This is a genomic window from Aquimarina sp. RZ0, from assembly GCF_008370685.1.
GTDB lineage: Bacteria > Bacteroidota > Bacteroidia > Flavobacteriales > Flavobacteriaceae > Aquimarina.
Map to the genome: position 1 here is coordinate 40,795 of NZ_VTZU01000022.1, position 24,070 is coordinate 64,864.

The following is a 24,070-nucleotide window of genomic DNA, read 5'->3' on the forward strand; positions in this document are numbered from 1 at the left end:
AATGATCAATAAAGAACAATTAAACTCTAACATCCCAAAACATGTGGCTATCATTATGGATGGCAACGGTAGATGGGCAAAAAAGAAAGGTTTTTTCAGAGCAATAGGCCACGAAAATGGTACCAAAGCAGTTAGGGAAGCAGTAGAGGGAGCTGCACAAATCGGTGTAAAATATCTTACATTATATGCTTTTTCAACAGAAAACTGGAATAGACCTAAGCTAGAAGTAGATACTTTAATGAAACTTTTGGTTAGCTCTTTAAAGAAGGAAATAGAGACACTTCAAAAAAATAATATTCGATTAAATGCTATAGGAAATCTACAAGCACTGCCAGAAAAAGCAAGAAAAGAACTTACTGAAGTTATAGAAAAGACAAAGACTAACGAGCACATGACCCTTTCATTAGCTCTTAGTTATGGTAGTCGAGAGGAGCTGATAAAAACTATACAAGATATAAGTATTAAAGTTAAAAATAATGTACTTTCGCCACATCTTATAAATGAAACAGTCATTAATAAGCATTTGTATACCAAAAACCTTCCAGATGTAGACTTATTAATACGTACCAGTGGAGAACAACGTATTAGTAATTTCTTACTATGGCAAATTGCGTATGCAGAATTATATTTTACAGAGATACTATGGCCAGATTTTAAACAATCAGATTTATTTGAAGCCGTATTAAATTATCAACAAAGAGAGAGAAGATTTGGAAAAACTAGTGAGCAGCTTAGTTAAAAAGATGACAAAAAAATTACCTATCACGTATTTTGCATTCATTGCTTTTTTATTAAATACAATATTACTTTCAGCACAAAACATCCCCAGTACAAATGGCAAAGAATATGTCATTGGAGACATCAAGGTTACAGGATTAACTACCTACAACGAAAATACTGTTATTACCTATACAGGTCTTAAAAATGGGGAGCGAATTCTACTTCCCGGAGATCGTATAAGTCAAATTATTAAAAAACTTTGGGATCTTGAATTATTTAGTGACATTAATTTTTACATCACAAGAGTAGAGGGAGAAACCGCTTATTTAGAACTAAATATACAGGAAGTACCCGAATTAAAAGAAGCACGTATAGAAGGTGTCAAAAAACGTAAAGCTGAAGAATTAATTAAAGATAACGGTCTTAATCCTGGATCCAAAGTAACTGAAAATCTCATCACTACAACGCGTAATTTTATTACCAATAAGTATCGTAAAGATGGATATCTCAATACAAAAGTTCTTATCAATACCATTGCTATTGAGGATACTCTTCCTACAAACAAGGTAAATATGCTTGTAAAAATAGATAAAGGAGATCGGGTAAAAGTAGAAAACATTAGTATTAATGGAAATTCCCAGCTTACAGATAACAAAGTTAGAGCTTCCATGAAAAACACAAAACGCAAAAAACCCTGGAGGTTCTGGAAAAGATCTAAATATATCAAAGCAGACTATCAGGAAGACAAAGAAAATATCATAAGCAAGTATAAAGAAAAAGGATATAGAGACGCTCGTATTACCTCTGATTCTTTGATTGTAGAAAGTGACAATAGCGTGTCGCTAAACCTTACTATCGAAGAAGGTAATAAGCATTATTTTGGAAATATTAATTTCTTAGGAAATAGTGTTTACACAGACCGACAACTTGCCAGACAATTAGTCATTAAAAAGGGAGATGTATACAATGGCGTACTGCTAGAAAAACAAATTGCTGATAATACCAGGCCTGATGCTAATGATTTAACAAACTTATATCAGAACAACGGGTATTTGTTCTCCAGTATTGATGCCGTAGAAACCAATATTAAAAATGATACAATCGATTTTGAAATCAGGATTCGCGAAGGAAAACTAGTACATTTTGACCACATTACAGTAACGGGTAATGACAAAACGAATGACCACGTAGTTTACAGGATTCTAAGAACAAGACCAGGACAGGTTTACAGCAAAGACCTTGTAGTAAGAACTGTTAGAGAAATTGGACAGCTTGGATTCTTTGATCCTGAGCAATTAGAACCTCAGTTTAAAAATGCAGATCCGCAGGCAGGAACAATAGATATCAATTACCCTGTAGTAGAAAAAGGAGCTAGTCAAATCGAGCTCCAGGGAGGTTTTGGAGGTGGTGGTTTTGTAGGAACTCTAGGATTAGCATTTAGTAATTTTTCTATCAGAAATATTTTTAAGAAAGAAGCTTATACACCTCTTCCTATGGGAGATGGTCAAACACTTAGAATAAGAGCTCAGGCAAGTCAGTTTTTTCAAACATACAGCCTATCGTTTATAGAACCCTGGTTAGGAGGAAAAAAACCTTTCCAGTTATCCACATCACTATCGCACTCAACACAGTTTTCTGTTAGCAATAGCAGAGGCAGAAACAGAGAAATAAACAGAGATAGTAAATTTTTAATCACCGGAGCATCTGTTGGTATTGCAAAAAGATTAAATTGGCCGGATAATTACTTCACCCTATCCCAGGCAATAAGTTATCAGCATTATAACCTTAAAAACTTTAATAATGGACTATTTACCTTTGGTAATGGTTTTTCTAACAATCTATCTTATACAATAGGAATCAATAGAAATAATACTGCTGTTAACCCTATTTTCCCTACTTCCGGTTCTGATTTTAATTTAGTAGCCAAATTGTCATTACCATACTCTTTATGGGATGGGACTGATTATAGTGAACTTGCAAATAGAAGAAATGAAATAGGTATACAAGAAAACGAACTAATACTCGACAATCCTGGTTTAACCGATAATAGAGGGAACATCATAAATCCAGATGTAAATAACAGTGCTGCAGAACAGATCACTAATATCAGGCGAGAAACAGGAGAAATAGATCAGGAACGTTTTGACTGGTTAGAATATTACAAGATAAAATTTGATGCCACCTGGTACACAACCATAACTAAAATAGGAAAGAATCCATTAGTATTAAAAACATCTGGAGAATATGGTTTTCTGGGCGCCTATAATAATAATAGAGGAAATATCCCTTTTGAGAGATTCTTTGTGGGAGGTGATGGATTAGGAGCTACAGCACTTGATGGCAGAGAGGTTATCGCATTAAGAGGATATGAAAACAATTCGATAACACCGCTTAATAGCACTGATGGGACAATTTCTGATAATAACGGGGCAACAATATATAATAAATATTCGTTAGAACTTCGGTATCCGATAACTCTAAAGCCCTCAGCATCGATATATGCGTTGGCTTTTATAGAAGGAGGAGCTACTTATGATAGTTTTAAAAGGTTCAATCCGTTTCAATTAAATCGTTCTGCTGGAGTAGGTTTACGTATCTTTATGCCTGCATTTGGATTATTAGGTATTGATTTTGGATATGGTTTTGATCCTATTCCCGGGCTGGAAACAGAACCTCACGGTTGGGAACCTCATTTTATCATAGGACAACAATTTTAATTTTGGCACGATTATTTCTATAAACAAAACAGGATTATGAAAACAAGAGTTCTTTTAGTAATAACAACGATTCTTTGGTTAGCTGTTTCCAATTCCGCAGAGGCACAAAAAGGTATAAGAATTGGATATATAGATATGGAGTATATCTTAGAAAATGTTCCTGAGTACAATGAAGCCTCAGCAGATTTAGAAACGAAAGTACAAAAATGGAAAGTTGAAATAGAAGCTGAGTTAAAAGTAGTGGAACAAATGAGAAAAGATCTCAATAACGAACGTGTTTTACTGACTAAAGAGCTTATTGAAGAAAGAGAAGAAGATATTTTCTTTAAAGAAAAAGAAATTCTGGAATATCAGCAAAAAAGATTTGGTCCTAACGGAGATTTATTTATCCAGAAAAAAAGATTGGTTCAACCTGTACAGGATCAGGTTTTTATCATCGTACAAGAAGTTGCTAAAAGTGGGAAGTATGATTTTGTTTTTGATAAATCATCAGACATGGTTATGCTGTATTCTGCAGACAGATATGATATTAGCGATAAAGTATTACTAAGAATTAACAGAGCATCCAAAAGAAAGCAAGTAAATAGCAGAAAAGAGAAAAAAGCACTGGAAAGAGAAGAAAAAAGAAATTCTACTCAAGAAAAAGAAGTGACAGACAGAGAAAAGAATGTTTCAAAAAAACAAGCGGAGAGAGAACAACTGCTAGAAGAAAGAAAGGCTGCCAGAGATTCTATCAGGGCTGCGAAGAAGAAAGAATTTGAAGCAAGAAGAGCTAAACTTTTAGAAACTCAGAAAAGAAAAAAAGATTCTATAAAAGGGTTAAAAGAACAACTCGAAAAACAAAAAGAATCTCCCTCTAATGATGAAGGTGAAACAGAAGGAAATGAAGATAATTAGAAAGAATAATTTTTAAATCTATATAACACAATTAATATTACTTAAAATGAAAAAGTTTAGAACACTATTAGTCGCTTGCGCATTAATTTTAGGAGCATCAAGTTTCACAAATGCACAATCTAAAGTAGCACATATAGCATCTCAAGAACTTGTAGAATCCATGCCTGCTTTTAAAGCAGCAAAAAGTGAGATAGAAAAATTAAACAAAACATATGAAGCCGAAATTAGAAACATGGCTTTAGAATTACAGAATACAGTTAAAAAATATTCGCAAGAAGCTACAACTAAAACAGATGAAGAAAATCTAAAGAGACAGCAAGAGCTTCAGAATACAGAGAAAAGTATTGGAGACTACAGACAAAATGCATTAAAAGATCTTCAGAAAAAAGAAATTGAATTAATGAAACCTATTTATGAGAAAGCTCGTACTTCTATCCAGAAAGTTGCAAGAGCTCAAGGTTTTCAATATGTATTAGATTCTACTACAGGGACAGGAGTTATATTAGCTGATGGTAAAGATCTAATGGCAGATGTAAAAAAAGATCTGGGTATCTAAAAAATAACAGAACATTTTGATAATAAAAAAACAGTGAGAATATTTTTTCGCTGTTTTTTCTATTTTTGAAATATACTAAGCAGACACCATGAACAATCAGGCAATAGGTATTTTTGACTCCGGTGTAGGTGGGACCTCTATCTGGCAGGAAATTACAATTGCACTCCCCAATGAGAATACAATCTATCTGGCTGATAGTAAATATGCTCCTTATGGCAAAAGAACCAAAGAAGAAATCATAGCACTCAGTATCAAAAACACAGAAAAATTACTGGAACTCAATTGTAAAATCATTGTAGTAGCATGTAATACCGCTACTACTAATGCAATCAAAATACTCAGAGAACAATTTGACATTCCGTTTATAGGTATTGAACCAGCCATTAAACCAGCAGCCAAAAACACTGAAACTAAAAAAGTTGGTGTATTAGCAACACAAGGAACATTATCCAGTCAGCTTTTTGCCAAAACTTCGGATCTATATGCCAGCACTATTGATGTTATAGAAGTAGTTGGCACTGGCTTGGTAGAACTCATTGAACAAGGAAAAATCGAAACTCAAGAAATGTATTCTTTATTAGAGTCCTATATGAGACCGATGATCAAAAAGAATATAGACTACCTCGTTTTAGGGTGTAGCCACTATCCGTATTTAATGCCGATTTTAAAAAAAATACTTCCATCAAATATTATCATAATAGACTCTGGAGAAGCTGTTGCCAGACAAACTAAAGTAATCCTTTCTAAGAGAAACATCTTAAATAAAAACCTCATTCAAGGCTCCCATATTTTCCACACCAACGGAGACCTCCATGTGCTACAAAAAACTCTTAACACCAAGAATAAATCCATAGAAATTAAGCTACTTAATTTTTAATTGTTTTAGTTTTACTCAATATCACCAGTTATCATTTCAATTTTAAAACCAACTATTTAGAATTGTTATCTCCAAATTTTTCTCTAAAATTAACTGATTCGAGTTTTTCAGATTTTCATCAATCCACAAATTCCCTACTTTAATCCTCATTTTATTATCTAAAATCCTAAAATCAGAACGAACAGAATATATTTTTTTTAAATTTCTATTTAATTAACAATAACACTAAAATTAATTCATATGAAATCACTTATACGATTTGTGATTAAAAAATTCGTATAAATTCATTGAATTATTTTTTCTTTATGCAAGGCAAAAAAATCAAGCATAGCTATAGCTACGGTTTATTTTTTAAACGAAGTAGAAAGGAAAAAGAAACGATGAATATGCGAAATTTTTAGTTATAAATCGTATTAACACTGGGATATGCATAATATTATGCCTATCGTATTCTTTTGCACAGACAAATAATTCAATTATTATTGACCAGATAGGAGAAGGTAATGTAAACGATATCACTTAAACAGGAATAAATAATGAAATTATCATTTCCAAAACCGGGGATAACAATACGACTACAAACATACAAGGAACAGAAGACATTAGTCTTGGAGATAGAAATATTACACAAAATCAAAAGGGTCGTTTTAAGAGTCTAAAAACAGAACAACTAGGAAGTTTTAACAGTATTAATCAATTGCAGAAAGGGTATTACAATCAGGCAGAAGCGAATCAGCAAATTTCTTTTGCTACCATTATTGATCAGGAACAAATCGGAGATTTTAATAAAGCACTAGGAATTCATAACGGACGTCTGTTTGATGCTGATGACAATCCCGTTCCTGGAAATAAAATAGTGCAGTATCAAGAAGGTTTTGGAAATTCGGTAATTTCTAACATAAGTGAAGGTATTTCTTCTGAACAAAGCCAAATAGGTCTCGAAAATACATCTTCTGTTTTTTCATTTACTCTTACTGGTTCTATTATTAATCAGCAGCAAGAGGGCACCAGAAATACAGCAAATGCAAATTCATTTGTAAATTTTGGCGGGTCATTTATCAATCAATTACAAAAAGGTGTGGAAAAAAATAGTGCAAATATTAAAATATCCTCATTTGATTTTGGTAATGCTACTCAGGAACAAATTGGAGAAAATAATATAGCAGATGCTAATATTCTTGATAGTGGTCTAAAACAGTTTCAGGACAGAAGAAGTAATATCTTAACTTTTGACGGAGATGCTACCTTTGCTGAACAGATTCAAATGGGTGATAGAAATCAGGCATCTATTATAGCATTAGGGGTCATCGAGGTAAATGGTGAAATAGTTAGCGGAATTAATGTAGAGCAAATCCAAGAAGGTCAAGAAAATATAGCAATGGCGGATTTAAATAACAGTGTGACTTTTTCTCATATTAATGTTCAACAAACTCAAAATGGTCAGAAAAATATCGTAATTGCGGATATAAAACTGCCAAGGGGAGCTAATTTTATACAACATAATTTTAAGCAAAATCAGGAAGGGTTTAAAAACATGGCGGGAATGAACGCTAGTCCTGACCAAATAGAGAATGGTAAAATTGAAATTAAACAAATACAATCAGGAGATGAAAATACAATTACCACCACCATAACAGGAATTGGTGATGCTGAAGGAATACAACACGGTAATTTTAATCAAATAGAACAAACCCTTAATACAGGAGGACTTGTGATGGCCAATCAATATGGTTCTGAAAATACAGTTACGCAAGTTCAAAATGGTATTGGCAATGAGAGTATCGCCTCCCAAGGAACCACTATAGAGCTCGCAAGTCTAAATACAAATCTCATCAGAAAATAGTATTAATACCCTGCAAAATGGGATTAGAAATAACTCTGAAACCATTCAGTCAGGAACTAAAAATACTATTGTTAATACGCAGGTTGGTAATGAAAACCAACTATTAACACGCAGCAGGGTGATCAATTATCTATTAATATTATGCAATCTGGAAACGCTAACAACACAACGATCAGGCAATAGAAAATTAGGAAATTTGAACAAAAAAAATAATAAAGCTGCAATTTTTAATGAGTTTGCTGCTTTATTATTATTATTTTTTAATTTGAATTTCTTGCTTTTATCATTGAACTCTTCTTGAGTTCATTTAAAATAATCCAGCAGTACCTTTTTTTTTGAAGAAGACACCATAATTTCTTTTCCAGATGATAACACAACACTCCCTCCTTTTCCTTTTTTATATCTGATCACTCTATCCACATTTACTAAATAACTTTTATGAATTCTAACAAAACCATAATCAGATAGAGAATCTTCAAAATACTTCAAAGTTTTACTTACTAATTTCTGCCCTTGTTCTAGATATATATGTGTATAATTATCATCTGCCTGACAATACAAAATCTTAGGTATCTCCAACACTTCGAAACCATCTTGTTTTGGTATTGTAATTTTTCCCTTAGCCGTATTCACTTTTGGGGTTAATACCTGATCCTGAAGCTCTGTCTCTCTTTCCTTTATATAACTTACATGATTTACAGCTTTGATGAGATCATCAATCGCAATTGGTTTTAACAAATAATACGTCGCCTGAGCATTTAATGCATCCACAGCATAATGATTATAAGCAGTTACAAATACGGTCTCAAAAGTTCTATCTGGCACCTGTTCTAATAAATCAAAAGCGTTACCATAGGGCATTTCTACATCAAGAAATAACAAATCAGGTTCATTGGATTCAAGAAGTATCAGCGTATCCTGAACGCTTGCGGCTTCACCCAATATCTCTACTGACGGACAATATTTGGTCACATAATTTCTAAGGATGGCTCTACTATTAGCTTCATCATCCACAATAATTGCAGTTAAATTCACAATGATTCTTTTTTTATACGCTATTATTTTCTTTTTTAAGTATCAATTTCACCTGAGTTCCTTGAGAATTATCAAGATCTGTGATAAAAACATCAACCTTATCTTTGTACATAGTATTCAGGATATGTATTCTTTTTTTGATATTGCTCATCCCTTTAGAATTCTGCTTCTTTTGGTTTTGCGTTTTTAATGCTTTGGATCTTTCTCTTCCAATACCATTATCTTCAATTATTATTTCAATACTATTAGGTGTCGTCTTTGTAAAATTTATTGAGAGTAAACCTTTTTCAGTTTTGTATCGCAATCCATGCCAAACGGCATTTTCTATATACGGCTGTAATAGCATTGGAGGTATCATAAAAGAGGCAATATCAATCTCTGGATCTACTTTTATATGATATTCAAACTTATCCTGAAACCTAAAATGTTCTAATTTTACATATAACTCTAACAATTCAATTTCCTTTTTTAGCGGAATAAAATCTTCTTCACTATTTTCGAGAACGGTTCTCATAAGCAAAGAAAAATCTGTAAGATATCTATTCGCGGCTCTCTCATCACTGGTAGCAATAAATGTGTTTACAGAATTTAATGCATTAAAGATAAAATGTGGATTCATTTGCGACCGCAATGATTTTAGTGCTAGTAGATTATTAGCATACCGTTGCTGTCTCATATTACGAAACATTAGATAGCCAGCAAATAACAATAATAGCGTCAATCCTAATAATGAATAGATAACTATTTGCTGGCGTATGCTTTGTTGGTCTGCTAATTCTCTGGATGCAATTGCTAATTTATACTTACTCTCATTTAATTCTCTATCCTTTTCTAATGTAGTAATCCGGTTTGCCTTTTGTGCCAATTCTCTACTAAAACGGGTTGCCTGCGATATTTCCTGTTCTTTTTGGATATAAAGTTTATCAATAATAACCTCATATTCTTTAAATGCTTCAGAAGCTTTTTTTAACTCTCCTTTTGCACGATATACTCCTCCCAGCTTACGGGTAGCATCTTTTTGAACTACCAAATCATTTTCTGATTCAGCTTTTTTAATGCTTTCTTCATAATAGGTAATGGCTTCATCATACTCCTTTTGTGCAGCAAAAGCATTGGCTATCTTATAATTTTGCACTTGCGAGGTGATGGCTCGATCATCAGTTGATTCTGGTATGATCGAATCTGTAAACTCACCTCCCTCATTAGTATCTTTGATTTCTGCAATATCTTCTAATGCTTCTTTTCGCAATTGTATTTCTTTGTCAAAACTATTATTCTTACTATAAAAATCGGCTGCTTTAGCTCTTTGCCTCGCAGCAGTTTTTTTACTTCTTCGGCTTGCCAGTGCTACAGAATTATCCAGATACCTTCTGGCACCGCCAATATTACCTTGAGTCTGTAAGACATCTGCTAATTTAGAATTTAATGCAATCACAACATCTTCTATTTTATTTTTCTTTGCCAGTGATAATGCATCTCTATAATTCTGTACCGCACTAATTTCATTTTTCAACCCTCTATAACTATCACCCAATCCTTCGTAAACCTTTATTTTTTGTAAATAACTCAGTTTAGATTTCTGTAATTCAGTAAATGTTTTTAAAGCATTCTTATAATTTTCACTCTGCAATTGGACCTCCCCCAATTTTATTTTCACATCTTTACTGTACTTATTACTAAGGCTTGTGATATAATTACTTTCGGCAATGTCAGGTTGTTTCCAATATCGATACACATCTGCTAGTGTCTCAAACAATTCAGCTTTTTTCTCATCTGCAAAAGGATCATCTTTTTCTATGGTTTCTAAAGCTTTGGTGATATAATCGATACTTATAGAAGCTTCTTTTTTTAATGCTTTTCTTGCTGCTGCCAGATTTGCACCATAGGCGGCAGCAGCTTTTTTTTGTTTTTTGAGACTTCCTTTATTCCTGGCAGGGTTTTCTTTTACCATAATATCAATACGATCATTCCCTTTGATGGTATAGAAGATCGTCTGGAAACTATCATGTCTAATCATAATTTCATCTCCTACCCTAGCCTCTATCCTAAAATCACCAAAGCTATTGGTTTTATAATTCCCTCTTCCCGGCACTTGTATTTCTACATTTTCTATCGGCTTAAAAGTACTTTCTTCTTTTACTGTGCCCCTTATCATCATCATAGAAGAATCTGGAGCAGTATTCAGCTTTTCATTTTGTTGACTATAAACGAGAGTAGACAACATACAAACAAACCAAAACACGAAGGTTACTTTTTTTGTATAATCATAGATAAACATAGGTAAACTTACTCTATTTCTTTTGGATAAGAAAACGGGGGATTAGCAACTTCTTCGTTTTTTTAATAATTAATCAGGTCGAATTCCCTTTTTCCTATATCCAAATAAGGCATTTACTCATCCATACTTATCTTTTACTCATTCTCATTTTTTATCTAAAAAAGTTCATTCTAGTTTTATCTAAAATTTAAAAAAAGCAACATTATGAAGTCAATATGTTTATGGAGTATGGTAAGCTTATTATTTATTTCTATTTCGTGTAATGCCAAAAATGAGAAAAAATTTGAACCAGGTATCAGAACAGAAGGAGTACATCGGATTTACACAACCAAAACTGACCCAAATACAAAAAACATTCAGGTTGCATTATTATTAGACACTAGCAATAGTATGGATGGACTTATCAACCAAGCCAAATCCCAGTTATGGGAGATTGTGAATGAATTGTCATATGCCAAATGTAAACACTATCAAATAAAACTACAAATTGCTTTGTATGAGTATGGAAATGATCGCTTACCATCAAAAGAAGGTTATATCAGACAGGTGCTTCCTTTTTCTGATGATTTAGACGAGATATCAAAAGAGCTATTCGCACTCACTACTAATGGAGGAAATGAATATTGCGGCAAAGTAATCAACACCTCTATTCAACAATTGGATTGGAAAAAAAATAATGATCATTTAAAACTCATTTTTATTGCAGGAAATGAGCCTTTCACTCAGGGACCTGTACATTATAATGATGCTGCTACAGATGCCAAAGAAAAAGATATTACCATCAACACAATATTCTGTGGTAACTATAGACAAGGAATAGAAACAATGTGGAAAGATGCAGCAAATATTACTAATGGAGAATATAGTGCAATAGATCATAATCGTAAAACTATACACATAGTTACACCTTATGATGATATTATTCTTCAATTAAACAGAAGGTTAAACAACACATATATTTATTATGGACAAGAAGGTTCTAAAAAAATGAGCCTGCAATCGGAGCAAGATACAAACGCTCAATCTTATGGTGCTGCCAATGCTGTAAGTAGAACGATTAGTAAAAGTTCTGCCTTTTATAAAAACAAAAGCTGGGATCTTGTAGATGCTATAGAAGATAAAAATTTTAATTTAGAAGAGATTTCTAAAGAACAATTACCCTCAGAGCTCAAGAATAAATCTAAAGGTGAGATAAAGCAATATATCTCAACTAAAAGCAATGAACGCAAAGAGATACAGAAAAAAATACAGGAGCTCAATAAAAAGCGTATCAACTATATCAAAAACAATGGTAATAAAGATGAATCTAATCTGGAAGCTGCATTAATAAACGCCATAAAAACTCAGGGAAAAAGAAAGTCTTTTAGTTGGGAATAAATATCAAAATCCAGCTTCTAAGAAAGTAATATATCGTAAAACCACTACAGAAAGACTAACAAAAGGTTAGTCTTTCTATTATAAAAGTCATTTTTAATCTATTGATCATTTACAGCAGGGCAATGACAATTCCAACGTTCTTTACGTCTCGCAAAATCATATCCTAAAGTCAGCTGATGAAATCCTCCATTAGTCAATACTACAGAATTAGATTGATAGCTATATGTATATCCTACCATCCATTTTTTATAATTGATTCCTAAAAATGGTGTGATATATTGTAGCTTTTGACTTTCTATAGCTACTCCAGTTTGAGAAAACTCTGCTCCATCAAAATTACGTCTATAAGATAATCCTCCCCATAAGGTAGCTAACCCGCCAAAGCTTCTATAGACCTTTAGATTAGCATCTATTGCACTCTCCTGTGTTTGATCAGTGGCTTGATACAAAAGAGAAGGCTCCAAACTCCAGGGACTAGTCCCCAAACCAAAAACGCGTCCCAAAGAGAAGATATACCTGCGTTGATTATTAGAATCCCGTATAGATGCACCACTATCTGTATTATCAAATATTTCTCTTGCAGTCGGCAGAAGGTTTTTTACAGTAAAATGAGCAAACCAATCCAAATAATTATAAGACATCCCTACATCTACATTAAAATATCCTTGTCTCTGTATCTGATTGGGAGCCACTACAGGATCAGGATCCGTAGGATCAAAAAGATCTCTAACATCAACACTTGATTGAATAAAAGCTCCACTCATCCCAAAAGATAACATATTGAGATCTGTACGATCTCTCGAAAACAGTAAATGATATGCAAAAGTCGCATATACACCTGTCTGTGAAAAACGTCCATTTTCATCTGTATAAATAATTCCACCCAACCCTATCTTATCGCCAGTTCTAAAATTAAAATTAGCAGATTGAGTATTGGGAGCATCATCTATGGCAAACCATTGTTTTCTTGCAGTAAGCCTTATTTTATTAGAATTAGCAGCACCCGCCATAGAAGGATGAACCAGGTATAAGTTATCAGAAAGGTAGTCTGCATAGACTGGAATCCCTTCTTGGGAAAAAGTGAATTGTGACACCAGCATAGCAAACAACAAATAATATTTCTTCAAATTCATTATAGGTGTTATGTTTAAAAAAAGGGGAAAATAGGTTAATTATGCCAATATAAACTTTTTAATAAAGCTTATATTGTAGGGCTTTAATATTTCTTTTTTAATTTAAAATATTAATTAATATAAGTTCCAAATATATAAATTTTTGTAACAACATCTATTCTTGCCCAATTATTATAACGTTCTTACTGTGTTAATCCTTAAAAATATCACTTGACTTTTGGTAAATTTGTCAAAAATAAGAATATGGAAAAGAATTTTGAGATAAAAATAGAACCTACCTCCAATGCAAGTATTATAAAATTTGAGGCAAACTACTTCTTAACAGAACATACAAGCTATGAGTTTGAGAATATAGATCAAGCAAAAAATTCGCCATTAGCGCAACAATTATTTTATCTCCCTTTTGTAAAAAGAGTATTCATTGCGCAAAATTTTATTGCTATAGATAAATTCGACATTGTAGAATGGGCAGATGTACAGGAGGAAGTAGCACAACAAATCAAAGAATACTTAAATAGTGGACAAACAGTTATCAATACATCTGAAACTTCTAAAAAAGTTCCGATAACTATTTATGCAGAAAGCACACCTAATCCAGCCGTATTAAAATTTGTTGCTAATAAAAAACTGGTAATAACCGGGCACGAATTTAAAAACATCGATGATACTAAGGAGGCTCCACTGGCAGAGAAATTGTTTCATTTCCCTTTTGTAAAAGAAGTATATATTGACGAAAATTATATTTCGATTAATAAATATGACATGGCCGACTGGAATGATGTCACACTGGAAATCAGAGAATTTCTGAGAGAATATCTGGAACAAGGAAAAGAAGTATTATCGGCCAATGCTACTTCTACCAAAGGTGAAGCAGGAAAACAAGCCGATGTTGACTTCGAAAAATTGGACGAAGTGTCAAAAGATATTGTAAATATTATAGACGAATATATTAAGCCAGCTGTTGCTAGTGACGGAGGTAATATTATGTTTGACTCTTATGACCCAGAAAGCAAAGTAGTAAAAGTAATTTTACAAGGTGCCTGTAGCGGATGTCCTTCTTCTACTTTTACTTTAAAAAATGGTATAGAAAACATGCTTAAAGAAATGCTTAAAGATAAAGTAGCTTCTGTTGAAGCTGTCAATGGGTAGTTTGTCGAACAAATTACAGGTATATCGAAAAAACCATTAAAATAACTGGAGTTAATATTTCAAAAAGACTAAAGTATCTTGTATATTAGAGACTCTTTATTCAAATTATTAACTAAAAAATTATTAAAATGGCAATTGTTAAAGTAATAGAGGTAATCGCAAGTTCTGAAAAAGGCTGGGAAGATGCTACCAAAAATGGCATAAAACAAGCTGGAAAAACAGTAAAAAATATTCTATCCGCCTGGGTTTCTGATCAAAAAGTCATTGTAAAAGATAATGAGGTAACAGAATTTCGAGTAAATCTTAAAATATCTTTTGAGATAAAATAAAGATTTATTTTTTAAAATATAAAAAGCATCCTACTTTTTTAGGATGCTTTTTATATTTTTAGAGATTACTTAAAAATTATTCCAGTGAAATATTTATTATTAATCATATTAGCATTATTATTTACGACCTGCACAAGTCAAAATAAAACACCTATGGAACAACACCCATACACAAATGACCTTATTCAAGAAACAAGCCCTTATTTATTACAACACGCACACAATCCGGTGAATTGGAAACCCTGGGGAGAAGATGCGCTAGAAAAGGCTAAAGAAGAGAATAAATTGATTATTGTAAGTATTGGCTATGCCGCGTGCCACTGGTGTCATGTCATGGAACATGAAAGTTTTGAAGATCCCAAAGTCGCAGAACTCATGAATGCAAACTATGTGAATATAAAAGTTGACAGAGAAGAACGACCAGATGTTGATCAGGTATATATGAGTGCTGTACAACTGATGACAGGAAGTGGTGGCTGGCCCTTAAATATGATTACATTACCTGATGGAAGACCTGTCTGGGGAGGTACCTATTTCCCTAAAGGAAAATGGGTCGAGGCATTAAAACAAATTTCTGATCTGTACACTACCCAACCAGAAAAGCTTATAGAATATGCAGACAAACTGGAAGAAGGGATCAAATCTGTTGATATCATCGAAGTTAATGAAGATGAGATCAGTTTTGACACTCAATTTATTGAAGCGTCAGTAACAGAATGGAGTTCTGTATTTGACCATCAAAAAGGAGGTACAAAACGAGTGCCTAAATTTATGATGCCCAATAATTATCATTTTCTGCTAAGATATGCGCATCAGACAAAAAATACTGAACTCAAGGATTTTGTAAACAATACGCTTACCAAGATATCATATGGTGGCGTTTATGATCATGTAGGAGGAGGATTTTCCAGATATTCTACAGATGATAAATGGCATGTGCCACATTTTGAAAAAATGCTTTATGATAATGCTCAGTTGGTAAGTTTATATTCTGATGCGTATCTGGCTAGTAAGAATTCATGGTACAAAGATGTCGTATATGAAACATTAGAATTTGTTTCTAGAGAGCTTACTACTAGCGAAGGAGCTTTTTACTCTTCACTCGATGCCGATAGTAACACCCCAGAGGGAGAATTAGAAGAAGGCGCATTTTATGTTTGGACAAAAGAAGAACTCACCTTACTATTAGGTGATGATTATACGCTCTTTTCTAACTATTACAATATCAATTCTTATGGATTATGGGAAAAAGGCAACTATGTTTTAATACGAAAAGATAGTAATGATGAATTTTCAAAAGAGAACAATATTGACCAAGAGCAGTTACACAATAAACTAATAACCTGGAAAAATATTTTGTTAACTGAGCGCGAAAAACGTTCCAGACCAAGATTGGATGACAAAACACTTACTTCATGGAATGCCCTAATGCTCAAAGGGTATCTGGATGCGTATAGGGTTTTTGGAGAACAGCGTTTTCTGGATGCAGCTTTACACAATGCTAATTTTATAAAAGACAAACAATTACAAGCTGACAATTCATTATTACATAGCTACAAAAAAGGAAAAAGTACAATTAATGGATACTTGGAAGATTATTCATCTGTAATTGACGCATTTATTACCTTATACCAAAACACTTTTGATCAGCAATGGCTGGAGATCTCAGAAAGACTTGCCGCCTATACGTATACTCATTTTTATGATCCAAAAAAGTCTTTATTTTACTTTACTTCTGATCTAGATCCTAAACTGATTACCCGTACCACAGAATTCACAGACAATGTTATACCAGCCTCTAATTCTATTATGGCAAAAAATTTATTCTTATTATACCATTATACTGATAACAGGAAATACCTAGAGACCAGTAAACAAATGCTTCATAGTGTCAAACCACAAATACAAAGTTATGCTTCAGGATATTCTAATTGGCTAGATCTTATGCTAAATTATGCCGCAGAATTCTATGAAGTAGTGACTGTCGGAGATGAACTATCATCAAAAATAAAAGAAATCAATAAAAACTATATTCCAAACAAACTCATGGCGGGGAGTTTCTCTGAATCTGAATCTCCTCTATTGAAGAATAGATTCGTAGAAAATAAAACATTAATCTACATATGTATCGATAACTCCTGTAAATACCCTGTAGAAGATGTTAATCAAGCTTTTAGTTTTATAAAATGATGTTTTTTCCTACAAATTATATCGTTTTCGCTCAAGAAAATACTGTTTTACCGTAAAATTCCTATGTGATATATTTAAAAAAACCTTTTGTTTTAACAAAAAAAATAATCAAAAAAGAAGAAGTATTGACATATTCGCAAAAATGCTACTTAAAAACCGTTTTTTTCGTGTTTAATCTCCATAATTTCTTATATTTATTGAACTAAATCTATACACCGTGAGAAAAATACTACATATTTTATTTTTGATAATTTCGCCTGCTCTGTTTGCGCAACTTCCGCAATCTTTATTAAAGCCGGCAAAAAGAGTTGCAATGTTTGATGATTATGAAGGTTCAATCTTTTCGTCTCTTCGCTACAAAGAAGCAAGTGTCATCGATGAAAAGTCAGGAACCTTTGATGCTAAACTCAGATATAATATATTTTCTGATGCTTTAGAGTTTAAGAAAGCAAATAATGAACTCTTTAAAATAGTGAAAAGCCCTACTACACATGCTAGAATTGATGGTGATTACTATTACTATTGTGAATTTAAAACACAAAGAGGATCAGCAAGATCTGGTTATTATGTACTTGTAGAACTAAATGAGAGGTATCGAATTTATAAAAGATACACCTTAGATGTGATTGAACCAGACAAGAAAGGTTCTGTTAGTGGAACATCAGCTCCAGGAAGGGTTAAAACCATTACTACTTATTATATAGAAGAAAGAGGTCTTATTATGGAGTTACCGATGAACAGGAAGTCGCTATTAGCTTCTTTTAGTGATAAGGAAACTGAATTGAAAGCCTACATAAAGAAAGAAAAGATAAAAGTTAGAAAAGAAGAAGACCTTATTAGGCTTGTATCCAGATATAATGCACTTAAAAGTAGTGACTCTAGCCCGTCACGAAGTCTTTTAAGTAATAGGGATCGAAGAAACTAACATCTTCGAATTCTTTTCTCAAAAATTTCGAATAACTTAATGTTGCCATCTCATTAGCAGATGGCAATTTTTTTTTGATAAATTCTGCATTAGTATCCAGACAAATTTCAGAAAACTTAGTAACACCATTACCTATGAAATACACTTTATTTTTTACTAAATATTCGCTAAAAGAAGCCTCTGATAGGATTTCAGCTTCAGTTGATCTTATTTGCTTATGATTATTAGAAAATACAGCCGAATACACCTCCATTCTACGAGCATCTAGCATTGGGATAATATACCCTTCTTTGTTCTGTACTTGTAAAGCTAATGAATGCAAGGTAGGTATCGAAATTAAAGGAATATCTAATGCATAGCATAATCCTTTTGCCGCAGAAACTCCAATTCTTAGTCCTGTGTATGAACCGGGACCTTTACTCACTGCAATAGCTTCTACATCTCTCAAAACTATCCCAGATTTCTTAACAACAATGTCTATGAAATTATGTAAGCGTTCTGCATGAGAATATTTAGTATCATAATCTTCTTTTAACTCAATCAATTTTCCGTTTTTTGCCAGCGCAACAGAACAATTGGTGGTCGAAGTTTCTATACAAAGTATATAAGCCATCAATAAAAATTTAAGCCAAAGATAGCCAATTATGCTGAATTTATTTACCCTTATCCTCTACTTTAGGCGTTACCTTATCACCTGTTTTTAGTATTTTGGTAACTACATTATATGGGCCAGTAATCACTTCTTCTCCTCCCAGTAAACCTTTTGTAATTTCTATATTACTATCATCCTGAATACCGGTTTCAATAACGCGAAGTTTTGCTGTTCCTCCTTCTTTAATAAATACGCATTCAAATTTTTGATCAGATTCCTTAAGTTTTTCTTTTGTATATGATCTTTTTGCAGCACTTGATGTATCACTTTTGATCACTATTGCACTAATCGGTACTCCTATAACATTTTCTTTCTTATTTGTAATAACATCTACTGTAGCCGTCATTCCTGGTCTAAAAGGTGAATAATTTTCTGGTTTATCCTTTAATAAATCCAGATAAGATTTTTCTACTATACGAACTTTTACTTTAAAATTTGTTACCTGATCAGCACTCAGCGTGCTTTCTGCAGAATTCGCTATTTCTGTAACCAATCCTTTAAACTTCTTCTTTAAATAAGCATCTACTTCGACAATGGTAGAATCTCCAACCTCTATTTTTACAATATCATTTTCATTAACATCTACCTCTACCTCCATATTACTGAGGTTTGCCACCCTCATAATTTCTGTCCCTGCCATCTGCTGAGTCCCCACTACACGTTCTCCCAGTTCTACAGATAGCTTAGAAATAGTTCCGCTCATCGGTGCATAAATAGTAGTTCTATTCAGATTGTCTTTTGCTTCGTTTACTGTTGCCTGGGCACTACGAACACTAAAATACGCAGACTTTTTGGCAGCTTCAGCTACTTCATATGCTGATACAGACCGATCCCACTCTGCTTTAGAAATTACACCTTTATCAAATAACTCTTTATTGCGCTCATAATTTAATTTTGCTTCTTTAAGACTTGCCTGGGACTGCTGCAATCCCGCTCTTACATTTTCTAATGCTGCCTGAGATCTATTCAATCCGGATTGTATAATATCTGGATTAATACGTACCAAAAGATCTCCTTTTTTTACCTGTTGCCCTTCTTTGACTGGCAATTCTATAATTTCTCCAGAGACTTCAGAAGATAACTTGACTTCTACTTCTGGTTGAATTTTTCCTGTTGCTGCAACGGTTTCAATAATATTTATTTTTTCGATCTTAGCTATCTCGACAGCTTTGCTATTTCCATCTTTACCAAACCATCCTGCTTTTTTACCCAGGACAAGTCCAATAATTACAATGACAACAATGCTTAGAATGATTAGTAAAGTTTTTCTATTCATGACTTGCTTTAAAAATTAATTTTGCTCTATGAAAGTACAATCTTTGTGGTTGCAGCCCAAATAGAAAGCTGCTTATTTATAGTTTTATATCTGCTAATTTAATTCCAAAAAAAAGTTCTAATACTTTTATTTTAAAAATATAATCGAACTTTGCCTGTACGGCATTACTTTGTGCATTCTCTAATCTAAATTTAGATTGGCTAAAATCAAACGCATTCGTTAAGCCTACATCATAACGATCCTTCGCATATTCGTACGCTCTTTCTTGTGCTTTTACTGCTACTTGCGAAGCTTCATATGCTTCTGCAGAACCCTTGGCATCAACAAACGCCTGATATATATTACTATCCAAATCCAATGCTGCCTGTTCTAACTGAAAATCAGCACGTTTTACATTTATCATACTGCGCTTTACATTATTTTTTGAAGCAAAGCCATTAAAAATTGGAACATTTAAGGATACTCCATATGAAATACCATCATTAAGATATAATTGCTTAATAAATGATTGAGGACCAATTTCATTTATCAAAAGATTAGGTTGTCTATTTATGACTACATCACCTGTAGTTTGAACAAAGCCAATTTCAGTATCTGTAAAGGGATTATCAGGATCTATACCTCCTGGTACAAATCTATTACTCCCAAGTTCTCTTGTGCCATAACTAAATGATCCATTAAGTGTAGGGTAATACGCTCCTTTGGCTATTTGTAAATCCTTTTCAGCTATTAATCTATTTTGTTCTGCGATTTGCACTTCATATCTGGATTCTCTTGCTGTAGATCTTATTTCTTCGACCGATTTATCTAATATATTTGCATTCGGTACCAAATATTCTTGTTCTGCAATATCAAAACCTTTATAATCTTTAATTAATAGTGTCTGTGCAAGACTAACGCGAGCTATTAATACAGCATTTTCTGCTTGCACAATTCTAGTTAGTTCATCTGCAGAAGTTGCTTCTATTTCCAGGAGATCTCCTTGAGGCAACACACCTGCATCCACTAGATCCTTGGTTCGCTTTAGTTGTTCTAAAGTAATCTCATGTTGTTTCTCTATTACTTTTAGAGATTCTTTATTTAGTAATACCTGCAAATAACTATTTGCCACAAATAGCGCTATATCATCCTTAGATTTCCCAAGGTTATACTGATTTAATAATCTATTTATTTTTGCCCTTTGCAGACGTCTTACATTTCTCAATCCATCAAACAAGGTAATTCCAACCCCAACACCATAACTAGAGTTTCGGAACGTTGCAGTTCTGTTGGTACCCGTAATTGGATCTGGACTCAATCCAGAACTCCAAGTATTACCAGCATTTGCATTAAGACTAGGTAAAAGCGCACCAATAGCATCACTTTTATCAATCTCAGAAGCCTCTAAATTCAGAACTGATTGTTTAATCGTTATATTATTTTCTAAAGCATATTCTACACACTCTCGCAATGTCCACTTCTTTTCTTGTGCCTGAGTAGCAAAAATCCCAAAGAGGGCGCAGCATATAATTGAAATTTTAATTTTCATCTGTTTTTCTTTAATTTTTTCAAAGGTCAGATGGAATTCCCCAATAGATTATTAAATTATCAAATAACAAAATTACCATTTGGTTCATCTCATAATACCTTATAAGTATATAATTGATCGATGTTGTTACAGTTAATATTAAAAAAAATTAATTTGTAAATTCTGGCTTCTTTATTTGATTCCAAACTTTTACCTTATCCTCTTTAGCGATCCCACTTTTGATCTCTACATTTATCCCATCGCTAATTCCTAATTCTATATCTCTGTTTTCAAATTTTTGCTCTCCAACAGCAACTTCTACAAAAGGTTTCTGTGTTTTAGGATCATACTGAATTAAAGCTTCTTTTAATGCCATAACACTATCTACTTTTGCCAAAATAATAGAAGCATTGGCACTTAATCCAGCACGTATAAAAGTGGTATCTTTTTTATCCAAAGTACCTTTAATTTCAAATTGAATAGCTCCATTTTCTTCTTTTCCTTTTGGAGCAATATAATCTAGAACTGCATTGAATTTCTTATTTTCTATGGCTCCGACGGTTATTTCTAAAGGTAAATTTTCTTTAATTTTCCCTACTTCACTTTCATCTACTTTCCCTTCAAAAATCATTTTACCGACATCAGCGATGGCGGCAATCGTAGTTCCGTCATTAAAATTATTAGATTCTATCACCTGATTTCCTTCTTTAACAGGGATTTCTAAAACCATTCCTGTTACTGTAGATCGTATTAAGGTATTAGCAGCACTCCCCAGACCTTTGGCTGTACCTGTTTTTACAATCTGATAATTCTGCTGCGCTGCCTCATAACTTTGTTTTGCCTGTTTATATGACACATCTACTCCATCAAATTCATTTGCAGAAATTACCCCTTTATCAAAAAGTTCTTTCTGTCGGCGATATATTTTCTCTTGATTATCCAGAGCTATTTTTGCCGTTTGCACCGCATTTTTACCACTTTGTAACGAAGAAACATTGGGGATCACTCTAATTTTAGCAATTAAATCGCCTGATTTTATCTGATCTCCAGCTTCGATATAAATTTCTTCAATAATACCAGAGATATTCGGTTTTATCAACACTTCTTCTTTTGGCACAATACTGCCTGTTGCTACTGTTTTCTTTATAATAGTTTCTGTTGTGCTTTGCTCCGTTTTATAGGTAACTGGATCTTCCTGATTCTTTTGGTATAAATAATACAAAGCTCCTCCGAATACAACAACAATTAGAAGTAAGATAATAATAGTTACAGTTTTTTTCATTTTGGCATATATTGATTTTATTACTGTTTCAAGAACAGTAAAATTTGATTGATTTTTTAATTATTCTGCTCGTAGAGCATCTATAGGCTTTGTTTTTATTGCTACCTGAGCAGGTATTAATCCTGCTAAAAGTCCGCTTGATATTAAAATTAATAATGCTACAAAAACTACTGTAAGGTTTACACTAGGATTAGCAAACATAGTTTCTTCACTTGCTGGAACTCCTTCTAAAATTTTATTCACTAAAAAAATCACTCCAGTAGAAACTGCAATACCAGTCATCCCAGAAACAATTGTCAGAAAAATAGATTCTAGCAGAATCTGTCCACGAACAGACCAGGGAGAAGCCCCCAAGGCTCTTCGTATACCAATTTCTTTGGTTCTTTCTTTTACTACAATAAGCATGATATTACTAATACCAATAATACCTGACAACAGTACTAAAATACCAACAAAATAAGCAACTCCTTTTAGGGCAACAAAAAGACCATTTATCTTACTAAACTCTTCATACAAGTCAAAATTACCAACGGCACGGTTATCTTCTGGGTGTATCGTATGATTTGTCTTGACAACGTCTATAATATCTTTCTTAAGGTTTGTAATAGAATTATTATCTTCTGCAGTGATTGCCATCCATCCTACATTATCTGCGCGATTAAAGGCTTGAGAAAATGAAGTAAATGGCACATAAATCTCTTTTTGACCTTGTTCCCGATCCCCATTATTAGATTTTTTTAAGTAAGTTCCTATAACCATAAAACTCACTCCTTGTATTTTAATATATTCCCCTATAGGTTCTTCGCCAAATTTAAATAATTCCTTTTTTACTCCTTCTCCAATTACAGCCACTTTTCTATTATTATCAATATCTCCATAATTGACAAATCTTCCAGAAGTAATCGTTATAGGGTCTTGTTTAATAATTTCAGGATAATCTCCATACACATTGAAGGCTCCTGTATTTAGTCCTCTTACCACATTATTGGTCCCCCCAAAACCTCCTAACTGATTTCTCGGAGAGATATAAAGTAATCCAGGGACTTGTTCTCTTATAGACGCAACATCTCCTATCTTAAAGTTATACCGTCTCCCTTTGGGTAATCCCTTATAAGGCTTAGAAGCTACTTGAGTCCACATAAACATCGTATTGGTTGCAATATCCCCAAAACCTTGTTTCACTCCATTCTCTAACCCTTTACCTGCCGCTAATAGAATTACAAGGATAAAAATACCCCAAAATACCCCAAAAGCAGTAAGTATGGTTCTAAACCAATTGGCGGTAAGCGCTTCTAAAATTTCATTCCATCTATCTCTACTAAACATA

Annotated in this window: 19 protein-coding genes; 11 read left to right on the forward strand and 8 right to left on the reverse strand. The window is 33.2% G+C overall.

Annotation, left to right across the window (positions count from 1 at the left end):
- The first annotated feature begins 1 nt into the window (after position 1).
- The 6 genes from F0000_RS10085 to F0000_RS10110 all read left to right on the forward strand — a co-directional run bounded on the left by F0000_RS10085 (position 2) and on the right by F0000_RS10110 (position 7,610).
- Complete coding sequence (locus tag F0000_RS10085; RefSeq protein ID WP_149624601.1) at positions 2-739, forward strand: isoprenyl transferase; 738 nt, start codon at positions 2-4, stop codon at positions 737-739.
- A 4-nt stretch (positions 740-743) separates the two neighbouring features.
- Positions 744-3,437 (forward strand): outer membrane protein assembly factor, encoded by a 2,694-nt coding sequence (locus F0000_RS10090; protein ID WP_149624602.1) that lies wholly within the window; start codon positions 744-746, stop codon positions 3,435-3,437.
- 36 nt (positions 3,438-3,473) lie between these two features.
- Positions 3,474-4,334: an OmpH family outer membrane protein gene (locus F0000_RS10095; RefSeq protein WP_149624603.1), complete on the forward strand. Its 861-nt coding sequence runs from the start codon at positions 3,474-3,476 to the stop codon at positions 4,332-4,334.
- Between the two features lie 46 nt (positions 4,335-4,380).
- Complete coding sequence (locus tag F0000_RS10100) at positions 4,381-4,890, forward strand: OmpH family outer membrane protein (protein ID WP_149624604.1); 510 nt, start codon at positions 4,381-4,383, stop codon at positions 4,888-4,890.
- 88 nt (positions 4,891-4,978) lie between these two features.
- The gene (gene murI, locus F0000_RS10105) at positions 4,979-5,767 is read left to right on the forward strand and encodes a glutamate racemase (protein WP_149624605.1); all 789 of its coding nucleotides are present in this window, start codon (positions 4,979-4,981) and stop codon (positions 5,765-5,767) included.
- Positions 5,768-6,464: 697 nt separating this feature from the next.
- Positions 6,465-7,610, forward strand: coding sequence for a hypothetical protein (locus tag F0000_RS10110; protein WP_149624606.1), 1,146 nt, complete (start codon positions 6,465-6,467; stop codon positions 7,608-7,610).
- A gap of 303 nt (positions 7,611-7,913) precedes the next feature.
- Here the strand turns inward: F0000_RS10110 and F0000_RS10115 are convergent, their stop codons facing one another.
- Positions 7,914-8,645 (reverse strand): LytTR family DNA-binding domain-containing protein, encoded by a 732-nt coding sequence (locus F0000_RS10115; protein ID WP_149624607.1) that lies wholly within the window; start codon positions 8,643-8,645, stop codon positions 7,914-7,916.
- 13 nt (positions 8,646-8,658) lie between these two features.
- Positions 8,659-10,887 (reverse strand): histidine kinase, encoded by a 2,229-nt coding sequence (locus F0000_RS10120; protein ID WP_255452690.1) that lies wholly within the window; start codon positions 10,885-10,887, stop codon positions 8,659-8,661.
- A gap of 240 nt (positions 10,888-11,127) precedes the next feature.
- On the opposite strand from F0000_RS10120, the gene F0000_RS10125 reads away from it, so the two are divergent.
- Positions 11,128-12,300 (forward strand): VWA domain-containing protein, encoded by a 1,173-nt coding sequence (locus F0000_RS10125; protein ID WP_149624609.1) that lies wholly within the window; start codon positions 11,128-11,130, stop codon positions 12,298-12,300.
- A 98-nt stretch (positions 12,301-12,398) separates the two neighbouring features.
- On the opposite strand, the gene F0000_RS10130 is transcribed toward F0000_RS10125, so the two are convergent.
- Positions 12,399-13,433, reverse strand: coding sequence for a type IX secretion system membrane protein PorP/SprF (locus F0000_RS10130; RefSeq protein ID WP_149624610.1), 1,035 nt, complete (start codon positions 13,431-13,433; stop codon positions 12,399-12,401).
- A 243-nt stretch (positions 13,434-13,676) separates the two neighbouring features.
- Here F0000_RS10130 and F0000_RS10135 point away from each other — a divergent pair, with 243 nt between their 5' ends.
- The 4 genes from F0000_RS10135 (at position 13,677) to F0000_RS10150 (ending at position 18,026) form a co-directional block, all read left to right on the forward strand.
- Positions 13,677-14,582, forward strand: coding sequence for a NifU family protein (locus F0000_RS10135; protein ID WP_149624611.1), 906 nt, complete (start codon positions 13,677-13,679; stop codon positions 14,580-14,582).
- A 128-nt stretch (positions 14,583-14,710) separates the two neighbouring features.
- Positions 14,711-14,911: a dodecin family protein gene (locus F0000_RS10140; RefSeq protein WP_149624612.1), complete on the forward strand. Its 201-nt coding sequence runs from the start codon at positions 14,711-14,713 to the stop codon at positions 14,909-14,911.
- Between the two features lie 153 nt (positions 14,912-15,064).
- Positions 15,065-17,101: a thioredoxin domain-containing protein gene (locus F0000_RS10145; RefSeq protein WP_149624638.1), complete on the forward strand. Its 2,037-nt coding sequence runs from the start codon at positions 15,065-15,067 to the stop codon at positions 17,099-17,101.
- A gap of 217 nt (positions 17,102-17,318) precedes the next feature.
- Positions 17,319-18,026 carry a hypothetical protein gene (locus F0000_RS10150; RefSeq protein WP_149624613.1) on the forward strand — a complete coding sequence of 236 codons (708 nt, stop codon included), beginning with the start codon at positions 17,319-17,321 and terminating at the stop codon, positions 18,024-18,026.
- Here the strand turns inward: F0000_RS10150 and tsaB are convergent.
- The 5 genes from tsaB to F0000_RS10175 form a co-directional block, all read right to left on the reverse strand.
- The gene (gene tsaB, locus F0000_RS10155; protein ID WP_149624614.1) at positions 17,980-18,639 is read right to left on the reverse strand and encodes a tRNA (adenosine(37)-N6)-threonylcarbamoyltransferase complex dimerization subunit type 1 TsaB; all 660 of its coding nucleotides are present in this window, start codon (positions 18,637-18,639) and stop codon (positions 17,980-17,982) included. The two genes, F0000_RS10150 and tsaB, sit on opposite strands and share 47 nt — an antisense overlap.
- A 40-nt stretch (positions 18,640-18,679) precedes the next feature.
- Positions 18,680-19,954, reverse strand: a complete 1,275-nt coding sequence (locus F0000_RS10160) for an efflux RND transporter periplasmic adaptor subunit (protein WP_149624615.1) — start codon at positions 19,952-19,954, stop codon at positions 18,680-18,682.
- A 76-nt stretch (positions 19,955-20,030) separates the two neighbouring features.
- The gene (locus F0000_RS10165; RefSeq protein ID WP_149624616.1) at positions 20,031-21,482 is read right to left on the reverse strand and encodes a TolC family protein; all 1,452 of its coding nucleotides are present in this window, start codon (positions 21,480-21,482) and stop codon (positions 20,031-20,033) included.
- Positions 21,483-21,630: 148 nt separating this feature from the next.
- Positions 21,631-22,743, reverse strand: a complete 1,113-nt coding sequence (locus F0000_RS10170; RefSeq protein WP_149624617.1) for an efflux RND transporter periplasmic adaptor subunit — start codon at positions 22,741-22,743, stop codon at positions 21,631-21,633.
- 60 nt (positions 22,744-22,803) lie between these two features.
- A complete protein-coding gene (locus F0000_RS10175; RefSeq protein WP_149624618.1) occupies positions 22,804-24,069 on the reverse strand; it encodes an ABC transporter permease in 1,266 nt (421 codons plus the stop codon).
- Position 24,070 lies beyond the last annotated feature (1 nt).

Bases quoted from the DNA above. Each gene is read 5' to 3' on its own strand.
- tsaB (WP_149624614.1), bottom strand. From the start codon at position 18,639: ATGGCTTATATACTTTGTATAGAAACTTCGACCACCAATTGTTCTGTT.
- F0000_RS10145 (WP_149624638.1), top strand. From the start codon at position 15,065: ATGGAACAACACCCATACACAAATGACCTTATTCAAGAAACAAGCCCT.
- F0000_RS10165 (WP_149624616.1), bottom strand. From the start codon at position 21,482: ATGAAAATTAAAATTTCAATTATATGCTGCGCCCTCTTTGGGATTTTT.
- F0000_RS10085 (WP_149624601.1), top strand. From the start codon at position 2: ATGATCAATAAAGAACAATTAAACTCTAACATCCCAAAACATGTGGCT.
- F0000_RS10095 (WP_149624603.1), top strand. From the start codon at position 3,474: ATGAAAACAAGAGTTCTTTTAGTAATAACAACGATTCTTTGGTTAGCT.
- F0000_RS10140 (WP_149624612.1), top strand. From the start codon at position 14,711: ATGGCAATTGTTAAAGTAATAGAGGTAATCGCAAGTTCTGAAAAAGGC.
- F0000_RS10135 (WP_149624611.1), top strand. From the start codon at position 13,677: ATGGAAAAGAATTTTGAGATAAAAATAGAACCTACCTCCAATGCAAGT.
- F0000_RS10175 (WP_149624618.1), bottom strand. From the start codon at position 24,069: ATGTTTAGTAGAGATAGATGGAATGAAATTTTAGAAGCGCTTACCGCC.
- F0000_RS10100 (WP_149624604.1), top strand. From the start codon at position 4,381: ATGAAAAAGTTTAGAACACTATTAGTCGCTTGCGCATTAATTTTAGGA.
- F0000_RS10090 (WP_149624602.1), top strand. From the start codon at position 744: ATGACAAAAAAATTACCTATCACGTATTTTGCATTCATTGCTTTTTTA.
- F0000_RS10130 (WP_149624610.1), bottom strand. From the start codon at position 13,433: ATGAATTTGAAGAAATATTATTTGTTGTTTGCTATGCTGGTGTCACAA.
- F0000_RS10125 (WP_149624609.1), top strand. From the start codon at position 11,128: ATGAAGTCAATATGTTTATGGAGTATGGTAAGCTTATTATTTATTTCT.
- F0000_RS10170 (WP_149624617.1), bottom strand. From the start codon at position 22,743: ATGAAAAAAACTGTAACTATTATTATCTTACTTCTAATTGTTGTTGTA.
- murI (WP_149624605.1), top strand. From the start codon at position 4,979: ATGAACAATCAGGCAATAGGTATTTTTGACTCCGGTGTAGGTGGGACC.
- F0000_RS10160 (WP_149624615.1), bottom strand. From the start codon at position 19,954: ATGAATAGAAAAACTTTACTAATCATTCTAAGCATTGTTGTCATTGTA.